Here is a 19,416-nt window from a genome sequence, read left to right on the forward strand (position 1 = left end):
GAGCTAGAAGCTTTTTACAAAATTCTTCCCCGGCAATTGCCGGATCTTTCCCGCCAGCTCCAGCTCGAACAGCGCCGCGAAGATCTCCGACGAAGATACCTGGGGTTCCAAACGCTCCACCAACTCATCGATGTGAGTCGGTTCATCCTTCTTCAGCTGGGTAAAAACCAGCTTCTCATGGGGCGAGAGCTTCTCTTCCTCAAATAAGGATGCGGTCGAGGGGCCGGAGGATTCAGGCTTGGCGGGAACAAGTTCGAGCTTGACCGCGGAAGGAAGCTCTTCAAAGACGTCTTCCCAGGTGGCGACCAGCTTGGCCCCTTGCTTGATGAGGGTGTTGGGCCCCCAGGAAAGCTTGTTGGTGACGTTGCCGGGGACGGCAAAGACCTCGCGGCCCTGCTCCAGCGCGCAGCGCGCCGTGATGCGCGTGCCGCTGTACTCCCCGGCCTCGACCACCAGGACGCCGAGCGCCAGACCGCTGATGATGCGGTTGCGGATGGGAAAATTCTGCGGGGCGGCAAAACTGCCCAGTGCGAATTCGGAAACCAGGGCTCCGCCGAGCGACAGCAGGCTGTCGGCGATCTTGCCGTTCTCGCGCGGATAGACCACGTCCACGCCGGTGCCGAAGACGGCCACCGAGCGGCCCTTGGCGTGGATGGCGCCTCGGTGACCGGAGGCATCGACGCCGCGCGCCAGGCCGCTCGTGATCACCAAGCCTGCGTTGGCCAGGTCGCAGGCGAGGCGTTCCGCCATGCCCATGCCGTAGGGTGTCGGATGGCGGGTTCCGACCACCGCGATCCCATGGCGCGAGAGCACCGACGGGTCCCCACGGACGTACAGCACGATGGGCGGGTCATAGATCTGTCGAAGCAGCGGCGGGTAGAGCGGGTCGTCGAGCGTCAGGATCTGGGCCCCGGCGGAGACCGCGCGCACCATCTCCTGCTCGGCCGATTCCAGCGACTTCCCTGTGCCGATGGCCTGCGCGGCGGGAGCGGGCAGTCCAGCTCCCTCCAGCTCCGTCAGCGAGGCGTGAAAGACATTGGCGACGGACTGGAAGTGCTCCACGAGGTGGCGGCTGCGGGTCGGTCCCAGCCCCGGAGTCAGGGAGAGAGCCAGCCACTCGAGTTGATGGGCGGCTACCGGATTGGTCGCGGCAGTGTCCACGGTAACCGCTGAGGGTACCTGCGGCAAAATTTCCGCGTCAAGGACATGGAGCGCTTATTCGTGTGACCAGCGGCCGGCGTGGTTCACGCAGGGCTTTTGTTAGAATTGCCTCCGACATGCCACGGCCGCGGATCTCCGCCATTTCCTTCCTCAATACGGCGCCGCTGATGTGGGACCTCGTCCACGGATCTGCCGGAAAAGACTTTGAGATCTCTTACACCGTCCCGTCGCTCTGTGCCGAGTCGCTGCGCACCGGGACTGCGGATATCGGGATCGTTCCCGTCGTAGCCTGCACGTTCATCCCGGGGCTGAAGATCATTCCTGACGTGGCCATCGCCAGCAAACGCTCGGTGCGCTCCATCCTTTTGGTCTGCAGGAAGCCGATCGAGGAAGTAAAGACGGTCGCCGCGGACACCTCCTCGCGCACCTCGGTGGCCCTGGCCCGCGTGCTGTTTCGCAAGTGGTGGGGCGGAGCGCGCCAGTTCCACGCCATGGCGCCGGACCTCGGCGACATGCTACGGGAGTGCGATGCGGCCCTGATCATCGGCGACCCCGCGCTTACCGTGGACCGCAACAAATTTGTCTGCTACGACCTGGCGGAGGAGTGGAACCGGCTCACCGGCAAGCCGTTCGTCTTTGCCTTCTGGGCCGTTCGGGCCGAGGCGGCGGAGCACAGCCCAGTGGACCTGGTCCAGATCTTCCAGCAGTCGCGCGACCATGGGTTGCAGAACGTGGACGCGCTGGCCCGCGAATGGGCGCCGCGCGTGGGCATCAGCGAGGATGCGGTCCGCAGCTACCTCACCGAGAACATTGATTTTTCGCTGGATGCCGGGAACCTGGCCGGCATGGAGTTGTTTTTCCATTACGCCGTGGAGTGTGGCGCCATCGCAGCCGCGCCGCCGCTGGAGTTCGTGGGCGCGAAAGCAGCATCGCGGTAGGCACGTTATTCCACGGTGTCATCCCGAGTGGGCTTCAGCCCCGAGGGACCTGCTGTTGCTCATCAAGAAGAGCAGGTCCCTCACGGCTAATGCCGTTCGGGATGACACCGGTTAAGAACGCAGGCACGGTAAAATAGAGGCGATGTCGCTGACCAAGCCACAAGCCTTGGAGATGTTCCGTTCCGACGACCTCATCGGCATCGGGATGGAAGCGGACTCCGTGCGCCGCAAGCTTCATCCCGAGGGCGTGGTCACCTACATCATCGACCGCAACATCAATTACACGAACTTCTGCACCGAGTACTGCACCTTCTGCGCCTTCTATGCGCCGGTGAAGGGTCCCGGACGCGCCAAGGGCTACGTGCTTGACTTCGAGCAGATCTACGACAAGGTGCGCGAGACGGTCGAGATGGGCGGCACCGGCGTGCTCATGCAGGGCGGTCTGCATCCCGACCTGAAGATCGAGTGGTACGAGCAGATGCTCGGCGGCATCAAGCAGCGCTTCCCGCAAGTGCACCTGCACTGTTTCTCGGCGTCAGAGATCCTGCATTTTGCCGAGCTGAACGCACTCTCGGTCGAGGACACCATCAAACGCCTGCGCAACGCCGGACTGGACTCCATCCCCGGCGGCGGCGCCGAGATCCTCGACGATGAGATCCGCTACAAAATCGCCCGCTTGAAGTGCCTGACCGAGGACTGGCTCAAAGTGCATCGCACCGCGCACAAGCTGGGCATGCGCACCACCGCCACGATGATGTTCGGCTGCGGCGAGACGCTCGAGCACCGCGTCAATCACTTCCAGCGCATCTACGACCTGCAAAGCGAGACCGGCGGCTTCACCGCTTTTATCCCCTGGACCTTCCAGCCGGGAAATACGGCGCTGGGCGGGCGCGGCTGGGACGAGGCCACCTCGGTCGAGTACTTGAAGACGCTGGCCATCTCGCGCATCTTCCTCGACAACTTCGAGAACGTGCAGGCGAGCTGGGTGACCCAGGGGCTGAAGGTGCTCCAGCTCGGTCTGCGCTTCGGCGGCAACGACGTGGGCTCGGTCATGCTCGAGGAGAACGTGGTCAAGGCCGCCGGCACCTCCAACTGCACCACGGAGGAGGAACTGCGCCGCATCATCCGCGACGCCGGATTTCGCCCCGCGCGGCGCGACACGCTCTACCGGACCTTCTTCCTCAACTAGCCGTGACTTTATGGCAATCAGGTAGAATCATTGGTTTCGCGGTGGGTGAGACCCGCCGACGGGAGTTACTGTCCTGACCAGCCCGGCCCTAATCGGATTTTTTCTAATCTACGCAGCGCCCAACCGGGGCGTCGGACACTGGCTGCGCACGCAGATCGAGCGTACGCCCTTCCACGGCCTTTACGAGGTCAACGCTTTCGACCTTGCCCTGCTGATCCCCTATTTCATCGTTCTGATCCTGCTGGCGTCGTACGGTATCCACCGCTATGTGCTGGTTTGGATGTACTACCGGAATCGCAAGAACAAGGTCACCGAGCCGGCGGCGCGCTTCCCCGAGCTGCCGCGGGTCACCGTGCAACTGCCGATCTTCAACGAGCAATTTGTGATCGACCGGCTGGTGGACGCCATCTGCAAGCTCGACTACCCGCGTGAGAAGCTCGACATCCAGGTGCTGGACGATTCGACCGACGAGACCGTGGATGTGGCGCGTGCGGTGGTCGACCGCTATGCTGCGATGGGACATCCCATCACCTATCTTCACCGCGACAGTCGCGAGGGCTTCAAGGCCGGCGCGTTGCAGGAAGGGCTCAATACCGCCAAGGGCGAATTCGTCGCCATCTTCGACGCCGATTTCGTCCCGCCCCCGGACTGGCTGCACAAAGTCATCCACCACTTCACCGACCCCAAGGTCGGGATGGTGCAGACCCGTTGGGCGCACCTGAACCGCAACTACTCCTTCCTGACCGAGGTCGAGGCCATCCTGCTCGACGGACATTTCATCCTGGAGCACGGTGGTCGCTCGCGCAGCCACGCCTTCTTCAATTTCAACGGCACCGCCGGCATGTGGCGCCGCTGCGTGATCGACGACGCCGGCGGCTGGCAGCACGACACCCTGACCGAAGACACCGACCTTTCCTATCGCGCGCAGCTCAAGGGCTGGGAGTTTCGCTATCTCCAGGACGTGGAGTGCCCGGCGGAGCTGCCCATCGAGATGACCGCGTTCAAGACGCAGCAGGCGCGCTGGGCCAAGGGACTGATCCAGACGGCGAAGAAGATCCTGCCCACCGTCCTGAAGAGCAAGGTGCCGCGCCGGGTGAAGATGGAGGCCTGGTACCACCTGACGGCCAACATCAGCTACCCGCTCATGATCGTGCTCTCGACGCTGCTGCTGCCCGCCATGGTCATCCGCTTCTATCAGGGCTGGTTCCAGATGCTGTACATCGACGTGCCGCTCTTCCTGGCCTCGACCTTCAGCATCTCCAGCTTCTATCTGGTCTCGCAGAAGGAGCTGTTCCCGCGGAGTTGGCCGCGTGTGTTCCTCTTCCTGCCGTTCCTCATGGCGCTGGGTATCGGGCTCACGCTGACCAACTCCAAGGCTGTACTGGAGGCGATCATCGGCAAGGAGTCGGCGTTCGCGCGCACGCCCAAGTACAGCGTCGCAATCAAGGGCGAGAAGTCGAAAGCGGCGGCGAAGTATCGCAAGCGCCTCGGGCTGGTGCCGTGGCTCGAACTCCTGATCGGCGCTTATTTCGCCAGCACCGTGTACTACGCGATCGACAACGAGAACTACATCACCGTACCTTTCCTGATCCTGTTCGTCTTAGGTTATTGGTACACGGGATTGATGTCGCTGTTGCAAGGACGGTTCGAGAAGCTGGCCGTGGGATCGGGCGCGGAGCTGCATGAGAAGCCGTTTCCGGTGGGAGTGTGAATCAAGTACCCAGTACGCGGTACTCAGTACCCAGTTGTGTTTCGTCTCAAGGAAAAAGAATGCGAAACGTTTTGTTGTCGATCGCTGTCGTATTGAGTTCCTTCTGTTGTGCTGCGCTTGACCTGCAGCCGAAAGCCGATTATCACGCTCGCCGCGTGGCCTTGTCGCAGAAGACCGAGGGTGGCGTAGTGGTCCTGTTCGCCGCCACCGAGGCCGAGGGTCAGAACGACGTCTACGGCTTCAAGCAGAACAACAATTTCTTTTACCTGACCGGCTGGGTCGAGCCAGGTGCGGCGGTCCTGATCGCGCCGGAATTAAAAGAAGGCAACGGCCAGCCGGCACGCCCCTACACCGAGATCCTCTTCCTGCCCGCGCACAACGTGACGCAGGAGAAGTGGACCGGGCCGAAGCTCGGGCCGGAAGATCCGCGGGCTCGCGAGGTGACCGGCTTCGACCGCGTCGAAATGCTGGACAAGCTGCGCGACGAACTGGTGAAGATCCTGCCGCAGCCGAGAGCGACGGTGCTCTCCGACCTCGGCGAGACTTCCCCTTCCGCCGATCCTCTCAAGTGGCTCAAGCGCGCCAACGCTTTCCCTAACTACATCTCCTTCCAGGACGTGAAGCCGCTGGTCACCGCCCTGCGCATGGCGAAGGACCGGGGCGAGATGCAGCGCATCCAGCATGCGGTGGACGCAAGCGTTGCGGCGCACCTGGCGGCGATGAAGGCCATGAAGCCCGGCATTACCGAGCGCGAGATCTCGGCGCTCATGCAGTACGAGTTCGAGAAACGAGGATGCGAGCGCCCGGCCTATTCGCCGATCGTCGGCTCCGGCCTCAACTCCACCGTGCTGCACTACTCCGAGGACTCGGGCACGGCGCAAGCCGGTGACGTGGTGGTGATCGACGTCGCCGGAGAGTACGCCGGCTATGCGGCGGACATCACGCGTACCCTCCCCGCCACCGGCAAGTTCACGGCGCGCCAGCGCGAGATCTACGACATCGTTCTGGGTGCGCAGAAGGCTGCCGCCACGGCCTTCGTCGCCGGCAACTCGAAGCTGATCGGCTCCGATTCGCTCTACACCGTGGCCAAGGACTACATCAACGCGCACGGCAAAGACCTCCACGGCGAGCCCCTGGGCAAGTACTTCATCCATGGTCTTGGTCACCAGGTGGGCCTCGCCGTCCATGACGCCGACAACCGCGCCCCGCTCGATAAGGGAATGGTGTTCACCATCGAGCCCGGGATCTACATTCCAGAAGAAAAGCTGGGCGTGCGCATCGAGGACATGTTCTGGGTGGACGAAAACGGGAAACTCGTCCGGCTTACGGCCAAGCTTCCACAGGCGGCGGACGAGGTGGAGAAGACGATGGCCGGCCGCTAGTCGTTGGGTGGGTGCGGCGCCGAGTCTGGTATCCTAGTGTTCCGTCCCTATGAAAGTTTTGTTCGTGATCCTGGTGTTCTGCATGCTGGCCTTGCTGGGTGTGGCCGCGGCGGTGTTCCGCCTGGCGCGGCAGCACATGCGCAAGCAGGCGTCGGACACCACCCTCCGCCAGGCCCTGCAGGAGATCGAAGAGGACCAGCAGAGTCGGATCGAACACTGAGGAAGGTATGGCCAAGTCCGCAACCCAGACCCTGAACCGGATCGAGACGTGGTGGGTCCAGATCGCCCTGGTGGTCGGCGCCAGTTTCTTTGTCGCGCTGTGCGCCCGCGTGACCTTGCCCCTGCCCTGGACTCCCGTGCCGCTGACCTTGCAGAACTTCGGTGTCCTACTGGTAGCGCTGGGGCTGGGCAGCAAGCGCGGATTCGCCGCCATGGCGCTGTACCTGGCGGAAGGCGCTTCCGGCATGCCGGTCTTCAATCCTGCCGGCGCTGGCGGGATCGCCCAACTGCTGGGATGGACCGGCGGCTACCTGATGGCCTACCCGCTCGTCGCATTCGTGGTGGGCCTGATCGCGGAACGTGGCGCAAGAAGCTTTGCCCGCAGCGCAGTGGCCGCGGTTGCAGGTGAACTGGTCCTGTTCGCCGCAGGCCTGGCCTGGCTGGCGGCGCTGGCGCAAGGTTCCGGGTGGCAGGCCGTCCAGTTCGGACTGTATCCCTTCCTGTTCGCCGAGGTGGCCAAGATCACAGCGGCGGCTGGAGCGGCCTCGCGGCTGCCGCGCCTGGGCGCCCAGCCGTCCCGATGATTGCCTTGATCACCGCTTTTTCGTCCGCAGGAAGACACCAGTCCGATGCCGCGTAGTCCCGTTTCCGAGAAAATCCGCGAAGTCACCATCGCGCACAGCCCCGACTCCGATGACGCCTTCATGTTCTACGCTATGGCGACGAACAAGGTACGGATCAAGGGCCTGAAGTTCACCCATACTCTCTGCGACATCGAGACCCTGAACCGGCGCGCGATGGAGGACGGGCACTTCGACGTGACCGCCGTCTCTTTCCACGCTTACCCTTACATCCAGGAGAAGTATGCGCTGATGCCGTGCGGCGGAAGCGTCGGCGAAGGCTACGGGCCGATGATCATCTCCACGCGCGTCCTGACCCTGGACGAGGTCAAGCACGTCAAGATCGCGGTCCCTGGCAGGCTGACGACCGCGTTCCTGACGCTCAAGCTTTTCGCGCCCTCGGTCGAAACCGAGGTTGTCCCTTTTGACCGGATCATCCCGCAGGTGCTGGAAGGCAGGTACGAAGCGGGACTCATCATCCACGAGGGCCAACTGACCTACGGCAAGGCCGGGCTGCATCGCGTGCTCGATCTCGGTAAGTGGTGGCGCGACATGACCGGATTGCCGCTGCCGCTGGGCGGCAACGCCATCCGCCGTGACCTCGGCCCGGAGCTGATCTCCAGCGTCACACAGGCGTTGCGCGACAGCATCCAGTACGCGCTCGAACATCGCGGCGCCGCGCTGGAATACGCCATGCAGTTCGCCCGCGACCTCGATGCCCACTCCGCCGACAAGTTCGTCGGCATGTACGTGAACGAGCGCACGCTGGACTACGGTCCCGAAGGCCGCGAGGCGGTGCGCCGCCTGCTCGACATGGGGCACGCTGCCGGGGTCATCCCGCACAAGGCGAAGGTGGAGTTCGTCGGCTAGGGACGGTCTGCGGTTGGCGACCTGCATTTGGCCGTCCCGTCAACGACGGATCCACAGATGCTGACTGCTACGTGCTTTCTGGAGGAGTGATGAAGAGATTCACTGCGGTCGCCGTACTCGCGCTGGTTACCCAAGCATGGTGCCAGCAACAGACCAAGCCCGCGCCGGCGCAACCGGAAACACAGAAGGCGGCGCAGGCGGACCCGGCGGACGTGAGATCGCTCGACGCCATCGTGCACGCGCTCTACGACGTGATCTCCGGTCCCGCAGGGCAACCGCGCAACTGGGACCGCTTTCGCTCGCTCTTCCACCCCCAGGCGCGGATGATCCCGGTCGGCAAGCGGCCGGTCGATGCCAAGACCGGGGCGCGTGTGCTCACGGCCGACGATTACATCCAGAGTGTCGGGCCCTACTTCGAGAAGAATAGCTTTTTCGAGCGCGAGGTTGCCGACAAGCGGGAACAGTTCGCTCACATCGCGCACGTATTCAGCACCTACGAATCCCGCCATGCGAAGGATGAGAAACCGTTCCAGCGAGGGATCAACAGCTTCCAGCTGTACAACGACGGTGCCCGCTGGTGGATCATGAACGTGATGTGGGACGCGGAGACTCCGGAGAATCCGATCCCAGAGAAATACTTGAAGTAGGCGAGGTCCCCGGGAAATTATTTTTTCGTGCCGTGGGCGTAGTGCTTGCCGATCATGACGCCGATCTCGACCGCGGCGTCGGCATCGAGATGGTGGAACTCGAAGCCCACGCCCGCACCCTGGCGATATCGTGGGAAGACGGTGATCTTGCGACGGATGCCCTCCGCCTCGTCCACGATCACCACTTCCAGCTTCTTCCCCAGCTCGAAGCTCTCCTGGGTATCGACCATCAGGCCGCCACGGCCAAGGATGCGTACCGTGCCGATCTGCTTGCCGGACGGCGTCCGCAGGTGGATCCTGGCGCTGGCCGGGATGTTGATGCGCTCGAATTTGCGACGCTCGTCCATAGTCACCCTGCACTCCAGGCGCGAACCCGCTCAGCGCCCGCCCTCGTAGTACTTGCCGATCAGGATGCCAACGTCCACTGCGGCATCGGCATCCAGGTCGCGGAACTCCAGGCCGACCTTCCGTGGGCCAGCGTACCGCACCACCGCATTCACGTGGAAGCGGATCTTTTCGCTGTCGTCGCTGATGACCAGCTTCAGTTTCTTGTCCTTCTTGAATGATTTCTCGGGCTCAAGGGCGATCCCTCCGCGGCCGATCTGGCGCAGGATGCCCAGCAAATGGCCCTTTGTATCTGTGACACGGACCTTGGCTGCGTAGCCGACCTCCACGCGCTCGAACTTTCTTCGCTCAACGCCAGACTTCAGGGCCGCCGAATGGGTCATTGAACAGGCTCCGGGTATGAGAACACAGGATCGACGTCCACGGGGACGTCGTTGGCGGAGTTTAGCGCGGATCTTAGCTCCGCAGGCATGGAATCGTACTTGGCGAACCACGCTTCAGCACGGGCGCGGTTGCCGGTGGCCTCGATCTCCAGCAATTCCTTGGCCAGGCCCGCCACGGCCGCCGGCATCCTGTCGTAGTCGATGTGGTAGCGGTGTGTGGCGGGGTTGCGAACGATCGCGCCCTGCTCGCTCAGATAGTTGAATTCCATCATTTCGGCGCGCCCGTGCGCCTCCCCCGTGCCAAACCGCACGGTGCGGAACAGGTCCGCCACGTACGACACGTAATACTCCTCCAGGCGCTCCTTCGGCAGGATGCCGCGATCGATCAGCCACTTCAGCCCGAACAGGCCGACGACGTCGGCCTTGGCTTCTTCCAGCCCGCTGTGGGCCGGCCCGATGGCCTCGCGGATGTCCACTTCCTTGCCCTGGATGCGCGCGAAGGCGGGCCCGAGTCCGTGGGAGATCTCGTGCATGATCGTGCCCGCCATATAACCCTCGGCCGACGCCTTGTTCGCCTGGTCCAGGCGCATCATGCGCTGCGCCACCGGAAGGATCACGTACTTCACCCGCGCATCCATGAAGTTCTTGAAGAAGATCTTCTTGCTTCCCTTCTGCTTTTGGATCTCAGGATCGTTGGGAAGGTTGTCGGCGACGGCCTGGTAGCCGTGGCGCAGGTCGCCGGCCCGGAAGGGTGCGTCCACCACCTCCATCGGCGACGAGAGGCCGCGCTTCGATGGCCGGTCCGCCTCGGCCAGCGGTAACGCGTCCTGGATGTCGGCGACGTACTTCTCGTAGAGCTTGAGCTTGACACTCTCCGCATCGTTGCGAATCAGCACGGCCCCGCCGTACGACGTCTTGATCCCCAGGACGCCGTCAAGGTAGGTCTCGTAGGGTGCGAAGATGACGTCGAACCTGGGATCTTTGAGGTCCAGCCATTTCAGGTCGCTGTCGAAGTACTTGTCGGTAAGCAGGGCATCGGCGCGCAAGCGCAGGAAGTCGGCGAAGTCCTCGTCGACGGAAAGGTTGGCAGCTTCACGCAGCGCTTTGGCGGCCGGCTCGAGGAAGCTCCGGTAGGCGATTCGGTAGGGGATGCCCTCGAGTTGATCGCCGCGGCGCCGGAGGACGGTGTACGGGCTGTAGATCTCAGCCTTTTTCTCCGGATGCCGTTTGACGTATTCCTCGATCTGCTCTCGCGTCAGCGCAACGGGGTACAGGCCGCGGCCCGGTGGCATCGGTTGGGTTCCCACGAAGGGAGTGTCGCCGTCGAGCAGGTCGAACCGGCTGGCGTTGATGAACACGAAGCGGCGCAGGTTGACGTCACGAAGCTGCTTGCGCCCGGCCAGCGATTGGTAAAGTGTGAGCGCGTCCGGGTCGCTCTGGCGCCAGAAGATGTTCTCGATGGAATGGCTCGCCTCGACCAGCTTCTCCACCAGCTGCTGCTCGCGCCCCGAGAGGCCGCTGGGCGCGGGCATCTGCACCGTCCGGTAGCGGGCAAGACGCTTATACAGGTCGGGCGCGACCTGAAGCTTGCCGGCGGCATGCCCTTGCATGCTCCGCTTCTTTTTCTTTGCGGGGCGGCTGCTCTGAGCGGCAGCCGGAATCACGATGGCGACGAGCAGACAGAAGACAACGGCGCGGACCCGGGGTGTCTCCATAGAAGCGAAAATTCTAGCAGACACTCACGCTGCCCGTGGCAGCTCGAGGCTTGCGATGATGCCCTTGAGCACGTCGGCCGAGCGGCGCAAGCCCGCCCCCTCGTCCGCGCTGAGCTCGAGTATGAGCACGCGCTCCACTCCCGAGCGGTTGATCACCGTAGGCAGGCTGAGGCAGACGTCGCTCAACCCGTAGCACCCTTCGGCCAGGCTGGAGACAGAGAGCACCGTCCGCTGGTCGCGCAGGATGGCTTCAACGATGCGCATCAGCCCGGCGGCCACCGCATAGTAAGTCGCGCCCTTGCGTTGGATGATGGCGTAGGCGGCGTCGCGCGTGCTGACGAAGATCTCCTGCATGCGCTTCTGGTCCAGAGGCATGCCATTGGCTTCCGCGAAAGCCGGCAGGCGCATGCCCGCTATGTTGGCCAGCGACCAGACCGGCACCTCGCTGTCGCCGTGCTCGCCGATGATGTAGGCATGCACGCTGCGCGGGTCCACGGCGAAATGCTTGGACAGCAGGTAGCGGAAGCGGGCGGTGTCGAGGATGGTGCCGGAGCCGATCACCCGCCGGGCAGGCAGGCCGGAGAGTTTCAACGAGGCATAGGTGAGCACGTCCACCGGGTTGGTGGCCACCAGGAGGATGCCGTCAGGGTTGTATTTCGCGATCTGCGGCACGACTTGTGCGAATACCGCCGCATTGCGCTTCACCAGTTCGAGGCGCGTCTCGCCGGGCTTCTGACCGACTCCGGCGGCGATCACTGTGACCGCGGCTCCCGCGCAATCCGGATAGTCTCCGGCCCAGATGCGCGTGGGCTTGGCGAAGGGCTCGGTGTGGTTCAGGTCCATGGCCTCGCCTTCGGCGCGTGCGCGATTCACGTCGATCAGGACGATCTCGGAGGCCAGGCCGCTGAGCAACAGAGCGTATGCGAAGGTCGAGCCGACATTGCCGGTTCCGACCACGGCGACGCGATTGGTTTGCTGTGCCATGGGTTGCATGATAACCAAGTCCGGGCTTTCGCGCTGTGATACGCGCTTCACTTGCTAGTGTTCGCGTGGCGGTCTTGACTGGGTACTGAGTACTGAGTACTGAGTACTATAGAAACGATGCCGGCATCTCCTCTTACATCCACGCAGACCCTGCTTATCGATGCCGACGATACCCTCTGGGAGAACAACGTCTATTTCGAGCGGGCGATCGCCGACTTCATCTCCTTCCTCAATCACCACGAGTACAGGCCGGAGCAGGTGCGCCAGGTGCTGAACGAGGTGGAGCGGGAATGCATCGTCCGGCACGGCTACGGGTTGCACAGCTTCGTGCATGCGCTGGTGGACACCTTCGAGCGGCTGGCGGTGGACCCGATCACGCCCGCTGTCCACGAGACCATCCACGGCTTCGCCCGGGTCATCGCCGATAAACCCGCCGAGATCCTGGCGGGCGTGCCGGAGACGCTGGAGTACCTCGCGGGCCGCCACCATCTCATCCTGATGACCAAGGGGAACGTGACCGAGCAGTCGGGCAAGATCGAGCGTTCGGGGCTTAAACACTTCTTCGCTGCGCACGAGATCGTCATGGAAAAGGACGCTCCGACCTATGCCGCTATCGTCGAAAAGTACGGGCTGGCGCGTGACGCCACGTGGATGGTCGGGAACAGTCCCAAGTCCGACATCAATCCCGCGCTCGCGGCAGGGCTGAACGCCGTCTTCGTGCCCCATGACATGACCTGGGTTCTGGAACACGAGACCATCGACCAGCCCAAGAACGACGCACAGCTCCTGGTCGTGCAAACGTTCTCTGACCTGCGGTCGCACTTCTGACGTGCGCCCGGCCCCCGGAGTAACCGGGGCGGGTTACTCCAGTGAGCACCAAGTTAACCAACACAAGGGTGATGGCTGCGCGCCGGAGTGCGTGTTAGTCTCAGATTGCTCTGGGAGTCCTCTGCCGCTTCGTTGGCAGGAAAAGAAAATAATTTCCGGCGCCTCCTGCTCACCTTCAAGACCCTGGCCGAGCTGGGGCCTGAGCTGACGTCGGACCGCACCAGTGGCGAGGCGTCGCAGTCCATGCTCGCCCTGCTGATGGAGGCAGTGGAGGCGGGTGAAGGCGCGCTGTTCCGCTTCAGCGACCGCCCGGCCCTGCTGACCTCGCTGGCCGCGAGCGGCTTCTCCATTTTTCCCGAAACGGCCGTCATCCCGCTGCTGCCCAAGCACGTGCACGCCCTGACCACCGCAGCCAAGCCGCAGGCGCTATCCGGCAAATCGTGCGAAGGGTTCCTGAGCGCCAACGGAAATGTGGCGCCGGAGCTTTTCAAGTGCATCGTGCCCCTGAAAGTCGGGCCGAAGCTGGTGGGAATGATCGCCCTGGGCCGGCGCGAGGGCGAGGTCCCGTACACCGAGGACGATTTTGAGGCGCTCGGCCTTCTGTCCAACTACATCGCGCTGGCGGTGCACAACCGCACCTTATCGGAGTCACTCCAGCAGCGGATCGGCGAGAACCTGAAGCTCATGGCCTCGTTGCACGGCTTCTACGACCACACCCTGAACGCATTCGCCACGGCCATCGATGCCAAAGATCAGTTCACGCGCGGGCACTCGCGCCGTGTCGCCCAATACGCCGGCGGTGTGGGGCAGGCGCTGGGCATGGATGACCGGGAGGTCGCCGGTCTCCGTGCAGCCGGCCTCCTGCACGATGTCGGCAAGGTCACGGTGGACAAATACATCTTCTCCAAGCCGGGGAAGCTGGAGCCGAATGAGTTCCGCGAGATGGCCGACCATACGACCCTCGGCCACCAGATCGTGAATGGCGTGGAGTTCCCCTGGCCGGAGATCCCGGGTGTGGTGCGCTGGCACCACGAGCGCGGCGACGGCTCCGGGTATCCTGACAAACTGCACAGCGAGGAAGTGTCCACCCCGGTGCGCATCATGGCCGTCGCCGACGTCTTCGACGCCTTGACCAGCGACCGCGCCCATCGCCACTCGTTCACGGTGGGCGAGGCGCTGAGCGAGATCGTGCGCGCGACCCCGCAAAAGTTCGATCCCAGCATCGTCCAGGCCCTGCTCATCCAGGTGCGGCGCGACGCCGTAGGCCGCAATCAGCCCGGCTTCCTGGATCAGCACGTCGTGTGCAACATCGCCGCGCCCGATGTGGACCACCTCGCCGCCATGGTCCATCACAAGAGTTCCAGCGGCCGCGTTCACTCCTGCTAGTTTCCCGTCTGAGCAGCAACTTTTCTGCCCGAATGGGTTGATAATTACCGGTACAAAGCCGGCCTCCTCCGGCTGGTGGGGCATTCCGAATGGCACATCGCAAATTCTTCGCGTGGGCGCTGGCGCTCTGCCTTGTGGTCCCGGGCGGCCTCCTCCTCGCCAGGGAAAAGAAATCGAAAAAGAGCGCTTCGGCGCCGCAGATGGATGATGACAAGCGGATCGTCCATGCGTTGAACCGGTTCACCTTCGGCCCGCGGCCCGGGGACGCCGCGCGCGTGCGGCAGATGGGACTGGACAACTGGTTCGAGCAGCAGCTCCGCCCGGACAAGATCGACGACCGCGCGCTGGCGGCACGGCTCGGGTCGTATCCCACCCTGGCGATGAGCACCAAGGAGATGATGGAGAAGTTTCCGCCTCCGCAGGTGATCAAGGCCGTGGCTGAGGGAAAGATGTCGATGCCGAGCGATCCCCAGGAACGCGCCGTTTATCAGAAGCAGATCGAGATCTACGAACAACGCAAGGCAGCCAGGCAGGACAAGGGCGCCGAGGCCACGCAGGCGGACGCTGATTCGCAGCCGATGGCGCCGGAAGACCAGGCGTCGCGTCGGCACACTCGCCTGGCGGCGGAAGAAAAGGCCGACGCTATGCTCGACATGACTCCCGAGCAGCGCATGCAGGAGCTGCTGCGCATGTCCCCCCAGGAGCTTCGTTCTTTCAATCGGGCTCTCTCCCCGGAGCAGCGGCAGCAGTTCATGAACGACTTCACGCCGCAGCAGCGCGAGGCCCTGATGGCCATGGCCGCCCCGCAGCAGGTGGTCGCCGGCGAACTCCAGCAGGCCAAGGTCCTGCGCGCCGCCTACGGCGAGCGCCAGCTCGAAGAAGTGATGACCGACTTCTGGTTCAATCACTTCAACGTCTTCCTCAACAAGGGCGCCGACCGGTACATGATCACCGCCTACGAGCGCGACGTCATCCGCCCGCACGCCCTGGGCAAGTTCAAGGACCTGCTGCAAGCCACGGCCACAAGTCCCGCGATGCTCTTCTACCTGGACAACTGGCTGAGCGTCGGGCCGGATTCGGATTTCGCAAAGTACGGGCAAGGAGGCCAGCGGCGCGCGCAAGGCGGCCGGCCACGCGGCGGCTTTGGCGGACCGTTCGGCGGGCCACGTCGGAATCCGAATGCGCAACGCCGCCAGCAGCAGGCCAAGAGCAACAAGCGCTCCGGCCTGAACGAGAACTACGCCCGCGAGATCATTGAGCTGCACACCCTCGGGGTCAATGGCGGCTACACCCAGCAGGACGTCACCGAGCTGGCTAAGATCCTGTCCGGATGGACCATCATGCAGCCACGCCAGGGCGGCGGCTTCGACTTCAACGAGCGCATGCACGAGCCTGGCGACAAGTCCTTCCTGGGCGAGCGCATCAAGAGCGGCGGCCAGAAGGAAGGCGAGAAGGTTCTGGAGATCCTGGCGCACCATCCTTCGACGGCGAAGTTCATCTCGGCCAAGCTGGCCATGCGCTTCGTCTCCGACGATCCACCGCAGGCGCTGGTGGACCGCATGGCGGACACCTTTCTGAAGACTGGGGGCGACATTCGCGAGGTGCTGCGCACCATGTATCGCTCGCCCGAATTCTGGGCGCCCGAAGCCTATCGCGCAAAGATCAAGACCCCGCTCGAGTTCGTGGCCTCTGCGGTGCGAGCCAGTGGCGTAGATGTGCAGAACGCGATGCCTCTGGTCCAGGCGCTGAATCGCATGGGCATGCCGCTCTACCAGGCGCAGCCGCCCACCGGTTATTCCATGAAGGCCGACGCCTGGGTGAACTCCTCGGCGCTTCTCAACCGCATGAATTTCGCGCTCGCCATGGGCACCGGGCGCCTGCGGGGAATGCAGGTCGACCCGGATACGCTGCTGGGCAGCGCGTCGCCCACGGATCCCAACCAGGCTTTGGCGATGCTCGAGAGCTCGCTGCTCTCCGGCGATGTCTCCCAGCAGACGCACCAGACCATCGAGAAGCAGTTGAACGATCCCCAGGTCACCGGGCGCAGCCTGGACGATGCGCCTCGACCGGCGAATGTGGGGGCCATCGCGGGATTGATCCTGGGCTCGCCGGAATTCCAGCGCCGGTAGTGGGGAAATCTATGAGGATCACGCGTCGAGTTTTCTTGAAGGGCGGTGCCATGGCCATCGCCGCAACGGCGGCGGTGCCCAGCTTCCTGACGCGGGCCGTGTACGGGCTCGACATGCCAGCGGGCGGCCGGCGCAAGCGCTTCGTGGTGCTTTTCCAGCGCGGCGCGGCCGATGGCCTGAACATCGTGGTGCCACATGGCGAGGGCGCGTACTACGGCATGCGGCCGTCGATCGCGATACCCCGCCCCAGCAGCGGGCGCGAGTCGGCCATCGACCTCGACGGCTTCTTCGGCCTGCATCCTTCGTTGGCGCCGCTCAAGCCGCTTTGGGACCAAAAGCACCTGGCCATCGTCCACGCGGCCGGCTCGCCGGACAACACCCGTTCGCACTTCGACGCTCAGGACTACATGGAGTCGGGCACGCCCGGCCTCAAATCCACCGAGGACGGCTGGCTGAACCGCGCCCTGCGCACAGACAAGGAGGATGCCAGCCCCTTCCGCGCCGTCGCGCTCAGCACCGGCCTGCCGCGGACGTTGGCGGGATCGGCGCCGGCCATCGCCATCTCCCACGTCAACCAATTCGGCGTAGGCGGACGCAACCCGGCAGCCGTGCCCCTGGCCAATACTTTCGAAGCCATGTACGACCAGTCGGTGGACGCGGTGCTGCACGGCACCGGGCAGGCGACATTCGACGCCGTGAAGATGCTGAAATCCGCCGACCCGGCCCGTTACACCCCGGCCGCCGGAGCAAATTATCCGCGCGGGCGTTTCGGCGACAGCTTGAAGCAGATCGCGCAGTTGCTGAAGGCTGACCTGGGCGTCGAGGTCGCCTTTGCCGACATCGGCGGCTGGGACCACCACGTCAACGAGGGCAGCACGCAGGGCCAGCTCGCCAACCTGCTGCGCGACTTCGGCACCTCCATCGCGGCCTTCTGGACCGACATCGGCGACTTGGGCGAAGACACCGTGCTGGTCACCATGTCGGAGTTCGGACGCACAGCGCGCGAGAATGGCAATCGCGGCACCGACCACGGCCACGCCAACGTCATGTTCGTCGTAGGCGGACCGGTGAAGGGCGGGCGCGTGTACGGCGACTGGCCCGGTCTCAATCCCGGCCAACTGTATGAAGGACGCGACCTGGCCCTCACCACCGACTTCCGCCGCGTGCTCGGCGAGGCCGTCTACCGCCACCTGGGAAACAAGGACTTGGCGACCGTCTTCCCCGGCTTCGAGAATGACCCGCACCGGTTCTCGGGATTGCTCAAGACTTAAGTGACTGTGTGGCACAGCCGCCCTCGGCTGTGCTTGGCAGTCTTGTGGTGTCATCCTGAGCGAGCGCTCGCCTTCATTGCGAGCGCGAGTCGAAGAGCATGCCCTGAGCGAAGCGAAGGGACCGCTATCGCAAACATGAACGGCGCGGCCTCGGCCGCGCCGTTTGCTTTTCCAACCGAGATCTATTTCTTCGTGGGAACCGGACGTCTCGCTGCCGGTTTGGCTGCCGGCGCCGCCTTCTTTAGGTGCAGGTCCTCGTCGATCTGGTCCCGCACTGCCTGCGCCTCATGCCCGAAGCCGTCCATCACCGCATCCACGGCGCGCACGGGGGCAGACCCCGGCACGCTGGCATTGAGCTGCGGCACAGTCTTTGCGGTCTTGAACAGCTGGATGTCGAGCCGGGTGTTGAAATTGTTCGGATCGGTCGCCGCCGCCTTCGCCCCTTTGCCAGGCATCGGTGGCGCCGGCTGGCCTGGGTCGGCAAGACCTGCCGCATTGGTGAATAGGATGTAGTCGCAGCCCTTCTGCTTCGCCTCGGCCACGATCTGGTCCGGCGCATCCGTAGTGAGCGGGACGCTATCTATCTTCTTCAACGACAGCTCGTACATCAGGTTCAGCCGCAGGTTGTCCGTGGGAAGGTATTGGTTCGTCTTGTCGGCGATCTTAACCACGCCGACCAGCAACGTGCCCCCTACCCTGGCCGGTGCAGGCGCGGCAGCGGGCGCCGGTGTAGGAGCCGCGGCTGGTGCAGGTGCTTCCTCCGCGGGCGCGCCCGCGACCTCGATAGGGATGCCCTGGCTGCAGCCGCCGGACGCCATGGCGCGCGGGTCGCCCATCATCGCCATGTAGTCGTTCACCTGACGATATCCGGCGGGAATGTCGAACAGCGCGGGGTTGAGGTTCGCGGTCGAAAGCTCCGTGACCTCCTCGGTCATGGTGAACGGATGGCCCTCCGCCACGTACGTGATCGTCTCTTTCAGTGGGAAGCCCAGGTACGTCGACCCACCTTTCATGCGATACGCATCGCGGCATGCCGGACGAGGCCCACGTCCTCCTCCCATCCCGGCGGCAAAACGATGCGGCCCCGCCTCGCAGGTGAAATGCGGCGACAGGCTCACGTACCAGCCGTCGCGCTCCATCTTCGTTGACGTCTTCGAGCAGGCGTCGGGGCTGGGTTCCATGGACATGGAACTCTTGATGTGCCGCGCCTCCAGGCCGAACATCTTCTCCCGCTCTTTGGTGTCGATGACCGAGTTGACGATCGTCACCACGCCGCCCTTCTGCGGCGCTCCGCGGTCCGCCTGCTCTGCCGCTGCGCCCGCAGCCATGGCAGCGGAGGGGCTCATTGCCGGGCCGGCCATCTCGTCCATCGGCGTGATCATGTACGTCTTGGTGCAGACGTTGATGGTGATGATGCGTTTCTGATCGCACTGCACGATGGTGGTCGTGCCCGGCATCCCCATCATGCCCGCCTCTTCGGTGCGCTGGCGCGCGCCCTTCACGTACACCGTGTTCTCCATGGTGTGGCCCATGACCGTTTTGCGGGTCTTGATCTTGGTATCCGCCGAACACAGGCCCACCAGCACCACAATGACAATGACGAATTTAAGAAAACGCATGTCTCTTCTCCTGGATTGT

General features: G+C 63.9%; 18 protein-coding genes. 12 read left to right on the forward strand and 6 right to left on the reverse strand.

Annotated features, from left to right (window positions below):
• Positions 1–3 precede the first annotated feature (3 nt).
• Positions 4–1,161: a DNA-processing protein DprA gene (gene dprA / locus LAN37_02790; GenBank protein ID MBZ5646133.1), complete on the reverse strand. Its 1,158-nt coding sequence runs from the start codon at positions 1,159–1,161 to the stop codon at positions 4–6.
• Between the two features lie 116 nt (positions 1,162–1,277).
• On the opposite strand from dprA, the gene LAN37_02795 reads away from it, so the two are divergent.
• From LAN37_02795 to LAN37_02830, 8 genes are all read left to right on the forward strand, one after another.
• On the forward strand, positions 1,278–2,099 hold the full coding sequence (locus LAN37_02795; GenBank protein ID MBZ5646134.1) for a menaquinone biosynthesis protein: 822 nt from the start codon (positions 1,278–1,280) through the stop codon (positions 2,097–2,099).
• Between the two features lie 142 nt (positions 2,100–2,241).
• A complete protein-coding gene (mqnC, locus tag LAN37_02800) occupies positions 2,242–3,288 on the forward strand; it encodes a dehypoxanthine futalosine cyclase (protein ID MBZ5646135.1) in 1,047 nt (348 codons plus the stop codon).
• Between the two features lie 73 nt (positions 3,289–3,361).
• A complete protein-coding gene (locus LAN37_02805) occupies positions 3,362–4,999 on the forward strand; it encodes a glycosyltransferase family 2 protein (GenBank protein ID MBZ5646136.1) in 1,638 nt (545 codons plus the stop codon).
• A gap of 59 nt (positions 5,000–5,058) precedes the next feature.
• Entirely contained in the window at positions 5,059–6,381 is a 1,323-nt protein-coding gene (locus LAN37_02810) for a Xaa-Pro peptidase family protein (GenBank protein ID MBZ5646137.1), read from the forward strand.
• Positions 6,382–6,430: 49 nt separating this feature from the next.
• Positions 6,431–6,601, forward strand: coding sequence for a hypothetical protein (locus LAN37_02815; GenBank protein ID MBZ5646138.1), 171 nt, complete (start codon positions 6,431–6,433; stop codon positions 6,599–6,601).
• A 7-nt stretch (positions 6,602–6,608) separates the two neighbouring features.
• Complete coding sequence (locus LAN37_02820) at positions 6,609–7,184, forward strand: biotin transporter BioY (protein ID MBZ5646139.1); 576 nt, start codon at positions 6,609–6,611, stop codon at positions 7,182–7,184.
• 45 nt (positions 7,185–7,229) lie between these two features.
• Positions 7,230–8,090, forward strand: coding sequence for an ABC transporter substrate-binding protein (locus LAN37_02825; GenBank protein ID MBZ5646140.1), 861 nt, complete (start codon positions 7,230–7,232; stop codon positions 8,088–8,090).
• Positions 8,091–8,302: 212 nt separating this feature from the next.
• Positions 8,303–8,737: a hypothetical protein gene (locus tag LAN37_02830; protein ID MBZ5646141.1), complete on the forward strand. Its 435-nt coding sequence runs from the start codon at positions 8,303–8,305 to the stop codon at positions 8,735–8,737.
• Between the two features lie 17 nt (positions 8,738–8,754).
• On the opposite strand, the gene LAN37_02835 is transcribed toward LAN37_02830, so the two are convergent.
• The 4 genes from LAN37_02835 to LAN37_02850 are packed head-to-tail and all read right to left on the reverse strand — an operon-like array spanning position 8,755 to position 12,164.
• Positions 8,755–9,084 (reverse strand): PilZ domain-containing protein, encoded by a 330-nt coding sequence (locus LAN37_02835; protein MBZ5646142.1) that lies wholly within the window; start codon positions 9,082–9,084, stop codon positions 8,755–8,757.
• 30 nt (positions 9,085–9,114) lie between these two features.
• Positions 9,115–9,465, reverse strand: coding sequence for a PilZ domain-containing protein (locus LAN37_02840; GenBank protein MBZ5646143.1), 351 nt, complete (start codon positions 9,463–9,465; stop codon positions 9,115–9,117).
• Positions 9,462–11,180 carry a Zn-dependent hydrolase gene (locus LAN37_02845; GenBank protein MBZ5646144.1) on the reverse strand — a complete coding sequence of 573 codons (1,719 nt, stop codon included), beginning with the start codon at positions 11,178–11,180 and terminating at the stop codon, positions 9,462–9,464. Before LAN37_02845 ends, LAN37_02840 begins: the two co-directional genes overlap by 4 nt.
• Before the next feature lie 24 nt (positions 11,181–11,204).
• Entirely contained in the window at positions 11,205–12,164 is a 960-nt protein-coding gene (locus LAN37_02850) for an L-lactate dehydrogenase (GenBank protein MBZ5646145.1), read from the reverse strand.
• 117 nt (positions 12,165–12,281) lie between these two features.
• Here LAN37_02850 and LAN37_02855 point away from each other — a divergent pair, with 117 nt between their 5' ends.
• The 4 genes from LAN37_02855 (at position 12,282) to LAN37_02870 (ending at position 17,778) form a co-directional block, all read left to right on the forward strand.
• The gene (locus tag LAN37_02855; protein MBZ5646146.1) at positions 12,282–12,992 is read left to right on the forward strand and encodes an HAD family hydrolase; all 711 of its coding nucleotides are present in this window, start codon (positions 12,282–12,284) and stop codon (positions 12,990–12,992) included.
• Between the two features lie 132 nt (positions 12,993–13,124).
• Complete coding sequence (locus tag LAN37_02860; GenBank protein ID MBZ5646147.1) at positions 13,125–14,378, forward strand: HD domain-containing protein; 1,254 nt, start codon at positions 13,125–13,127, stop codon at positions 14,376–14,378.
• Positions 14,379–14,467: 89 nt separating this feature from the next.
• Positions 14,468–16,507, forward strand: coding sequence for a DUF1800 domain-containing protein (locus tag LAN37_02865; GenBank protein MBZ5646148.1), 2,040 nt, complete (start codon positions 14,468–14,470; stop codon positions 16,505–16,507).
• An 11-nt stretch (positions 16,508–16,518) separates the two neighbouring features.
• Positions 16,519–17,778, forward strand: a complete 1,260-nt coding sequence (locus LAN37_02870) for a DUF1501 domain-containing protein (protein MBZ5646149.1) — start codon at positions 16,519–16,521, stop codon at positions 17,776–17,778.
• A 182-nt stretch (positions 17,779–17,960) separates the two neighbouring features.
• Here the strand turns inward: LAN37_02870 and LAN37_02875 are convergent, their stop codons facing one another.
• Entirely contained in the window at positions 17,961–19,397 is a 1,437-nt protein-coding gene (locus LAN37_02875; GenBank protein ID MBZ5646150.1) for a hypothetical protein, read from the reverse strand.
• Positions 19,398–19,416 lie beyond the last annotated feature (19 nt).

Source organism: Terriglobia bacterium, from assembly GCA_020073495.1.
GTDB lineage: Bacteria > Acidobacteriota > Terriglobia > Terriglobales > Acidobacteriaceae > JAIQFD01.

What these genes read in the sequence shown, in the direction of transcription:
- LAN37_02820 (MBZ5646139.1), top strand. Translation starts at nt 6,609, where the DNA reads ATGGCCAAGTCCGCAACCCAGACCCTGAACCGGATCGAGACGTGGTGG.
- LAN37_02850 (MBZ5646145.1), bottom strand. Translation starts at nt 12,164, where the DNA reads ATGGCACAGCAAACCAATCGCGTCGCCGTGGTCGGAACCGGCAATGTC.
- LAN37_02855 (MBZ5646146.1), top strand. Translation starts at nt 12,282, where the DNA reads ATGCCGGCATCTCCTCTTACATCCACGCAGACCCTGCTTATCGATGCC.
- LAN37_02825 (MBZ5646140.1), top strand. Translation starts at nt 7,230, where the DNA reads ATGCCGCGTAGTCCCGTTTCCGAGAAAATCCGCGAAGTCACCATCGCG.
- mqnC (MBZ5646135.1), top strand. Translation starts at nt 2,242, where the DNA reads ATGTCGCTGACCAAGCCACAAGCCTTGGAGATGTTCCGTTCCGACGAC.
- LAN37_02845 (MBZ5646144.1), bottom strand. Translation starts at nt 11,180, where the DNA reads ATGGAGACACCCCGGGTCCGCGCCGTTGTCTTCTGTCTGCTCGTCGCC.
- LAN37_02795 (MBZ5646134.1), top strand. Translation starts at nt 1,278, where the DNA reads ATGCCACGGCCGCGGATCTCCGCCATTTCCTTCCTCAATACGGCGCCG.
- LAN37_02865 (MBZ5646148.1), top strand. Translation starts at nt 14,468, where the DNA reads ATGGCACATCGCAAATTCTTCGCGTGGGCGCTGGCGCTCTGCCTTGTG.
- LAN37_02870 (MBZ5646149.1), top strand. Translation starts at nt 16,519, where the DNA reads ATGAGGATCACGCGTCGAGTTTTCTTGAAGGGCGGTGCCATGGCCATC.
- LAN37_02815 (MBZ5646138.1), top strand. Translation starts at nt 6,431, where the DNA reads ATGAAAGTTTTGTTCGTGATCCTGGTGTTCTGCATGCTGGCCTTGCTG.
- LAN37_02835 (MBZ5646142.1), bottom strand. Translation starts at nt 9,084, where the DNA reads ATGGACGAGCGTCGCAAATTCGAGCGCATCAACATCCCGGCCAGCGCC.
- LAN37_02810 (MBZ5646137.1), top strand. Translation starts at nt 5,059, where the DNA reads ATGCGAAACGTTTTGTTGTCGATCGCTGTCGTATTGAGTTCCTTCTGT.
- LAN37_02875 (MBZ5646150.1), bottom strand. Translation starts at nt 19,397, where the DNA reads ATGCGTTTTCTTAAATTCGTCATTGTCATTGTGGTGCTGGTGGGCCTG.
- LAN37_02840 (MBZ5646143.1), bottom strand. Translation starts at nt 9,465, where the DNA reads ATGACCCATTCGGCGGCCCTGAAGTCTGGCGTTGAGCGAAGAAAGTTC.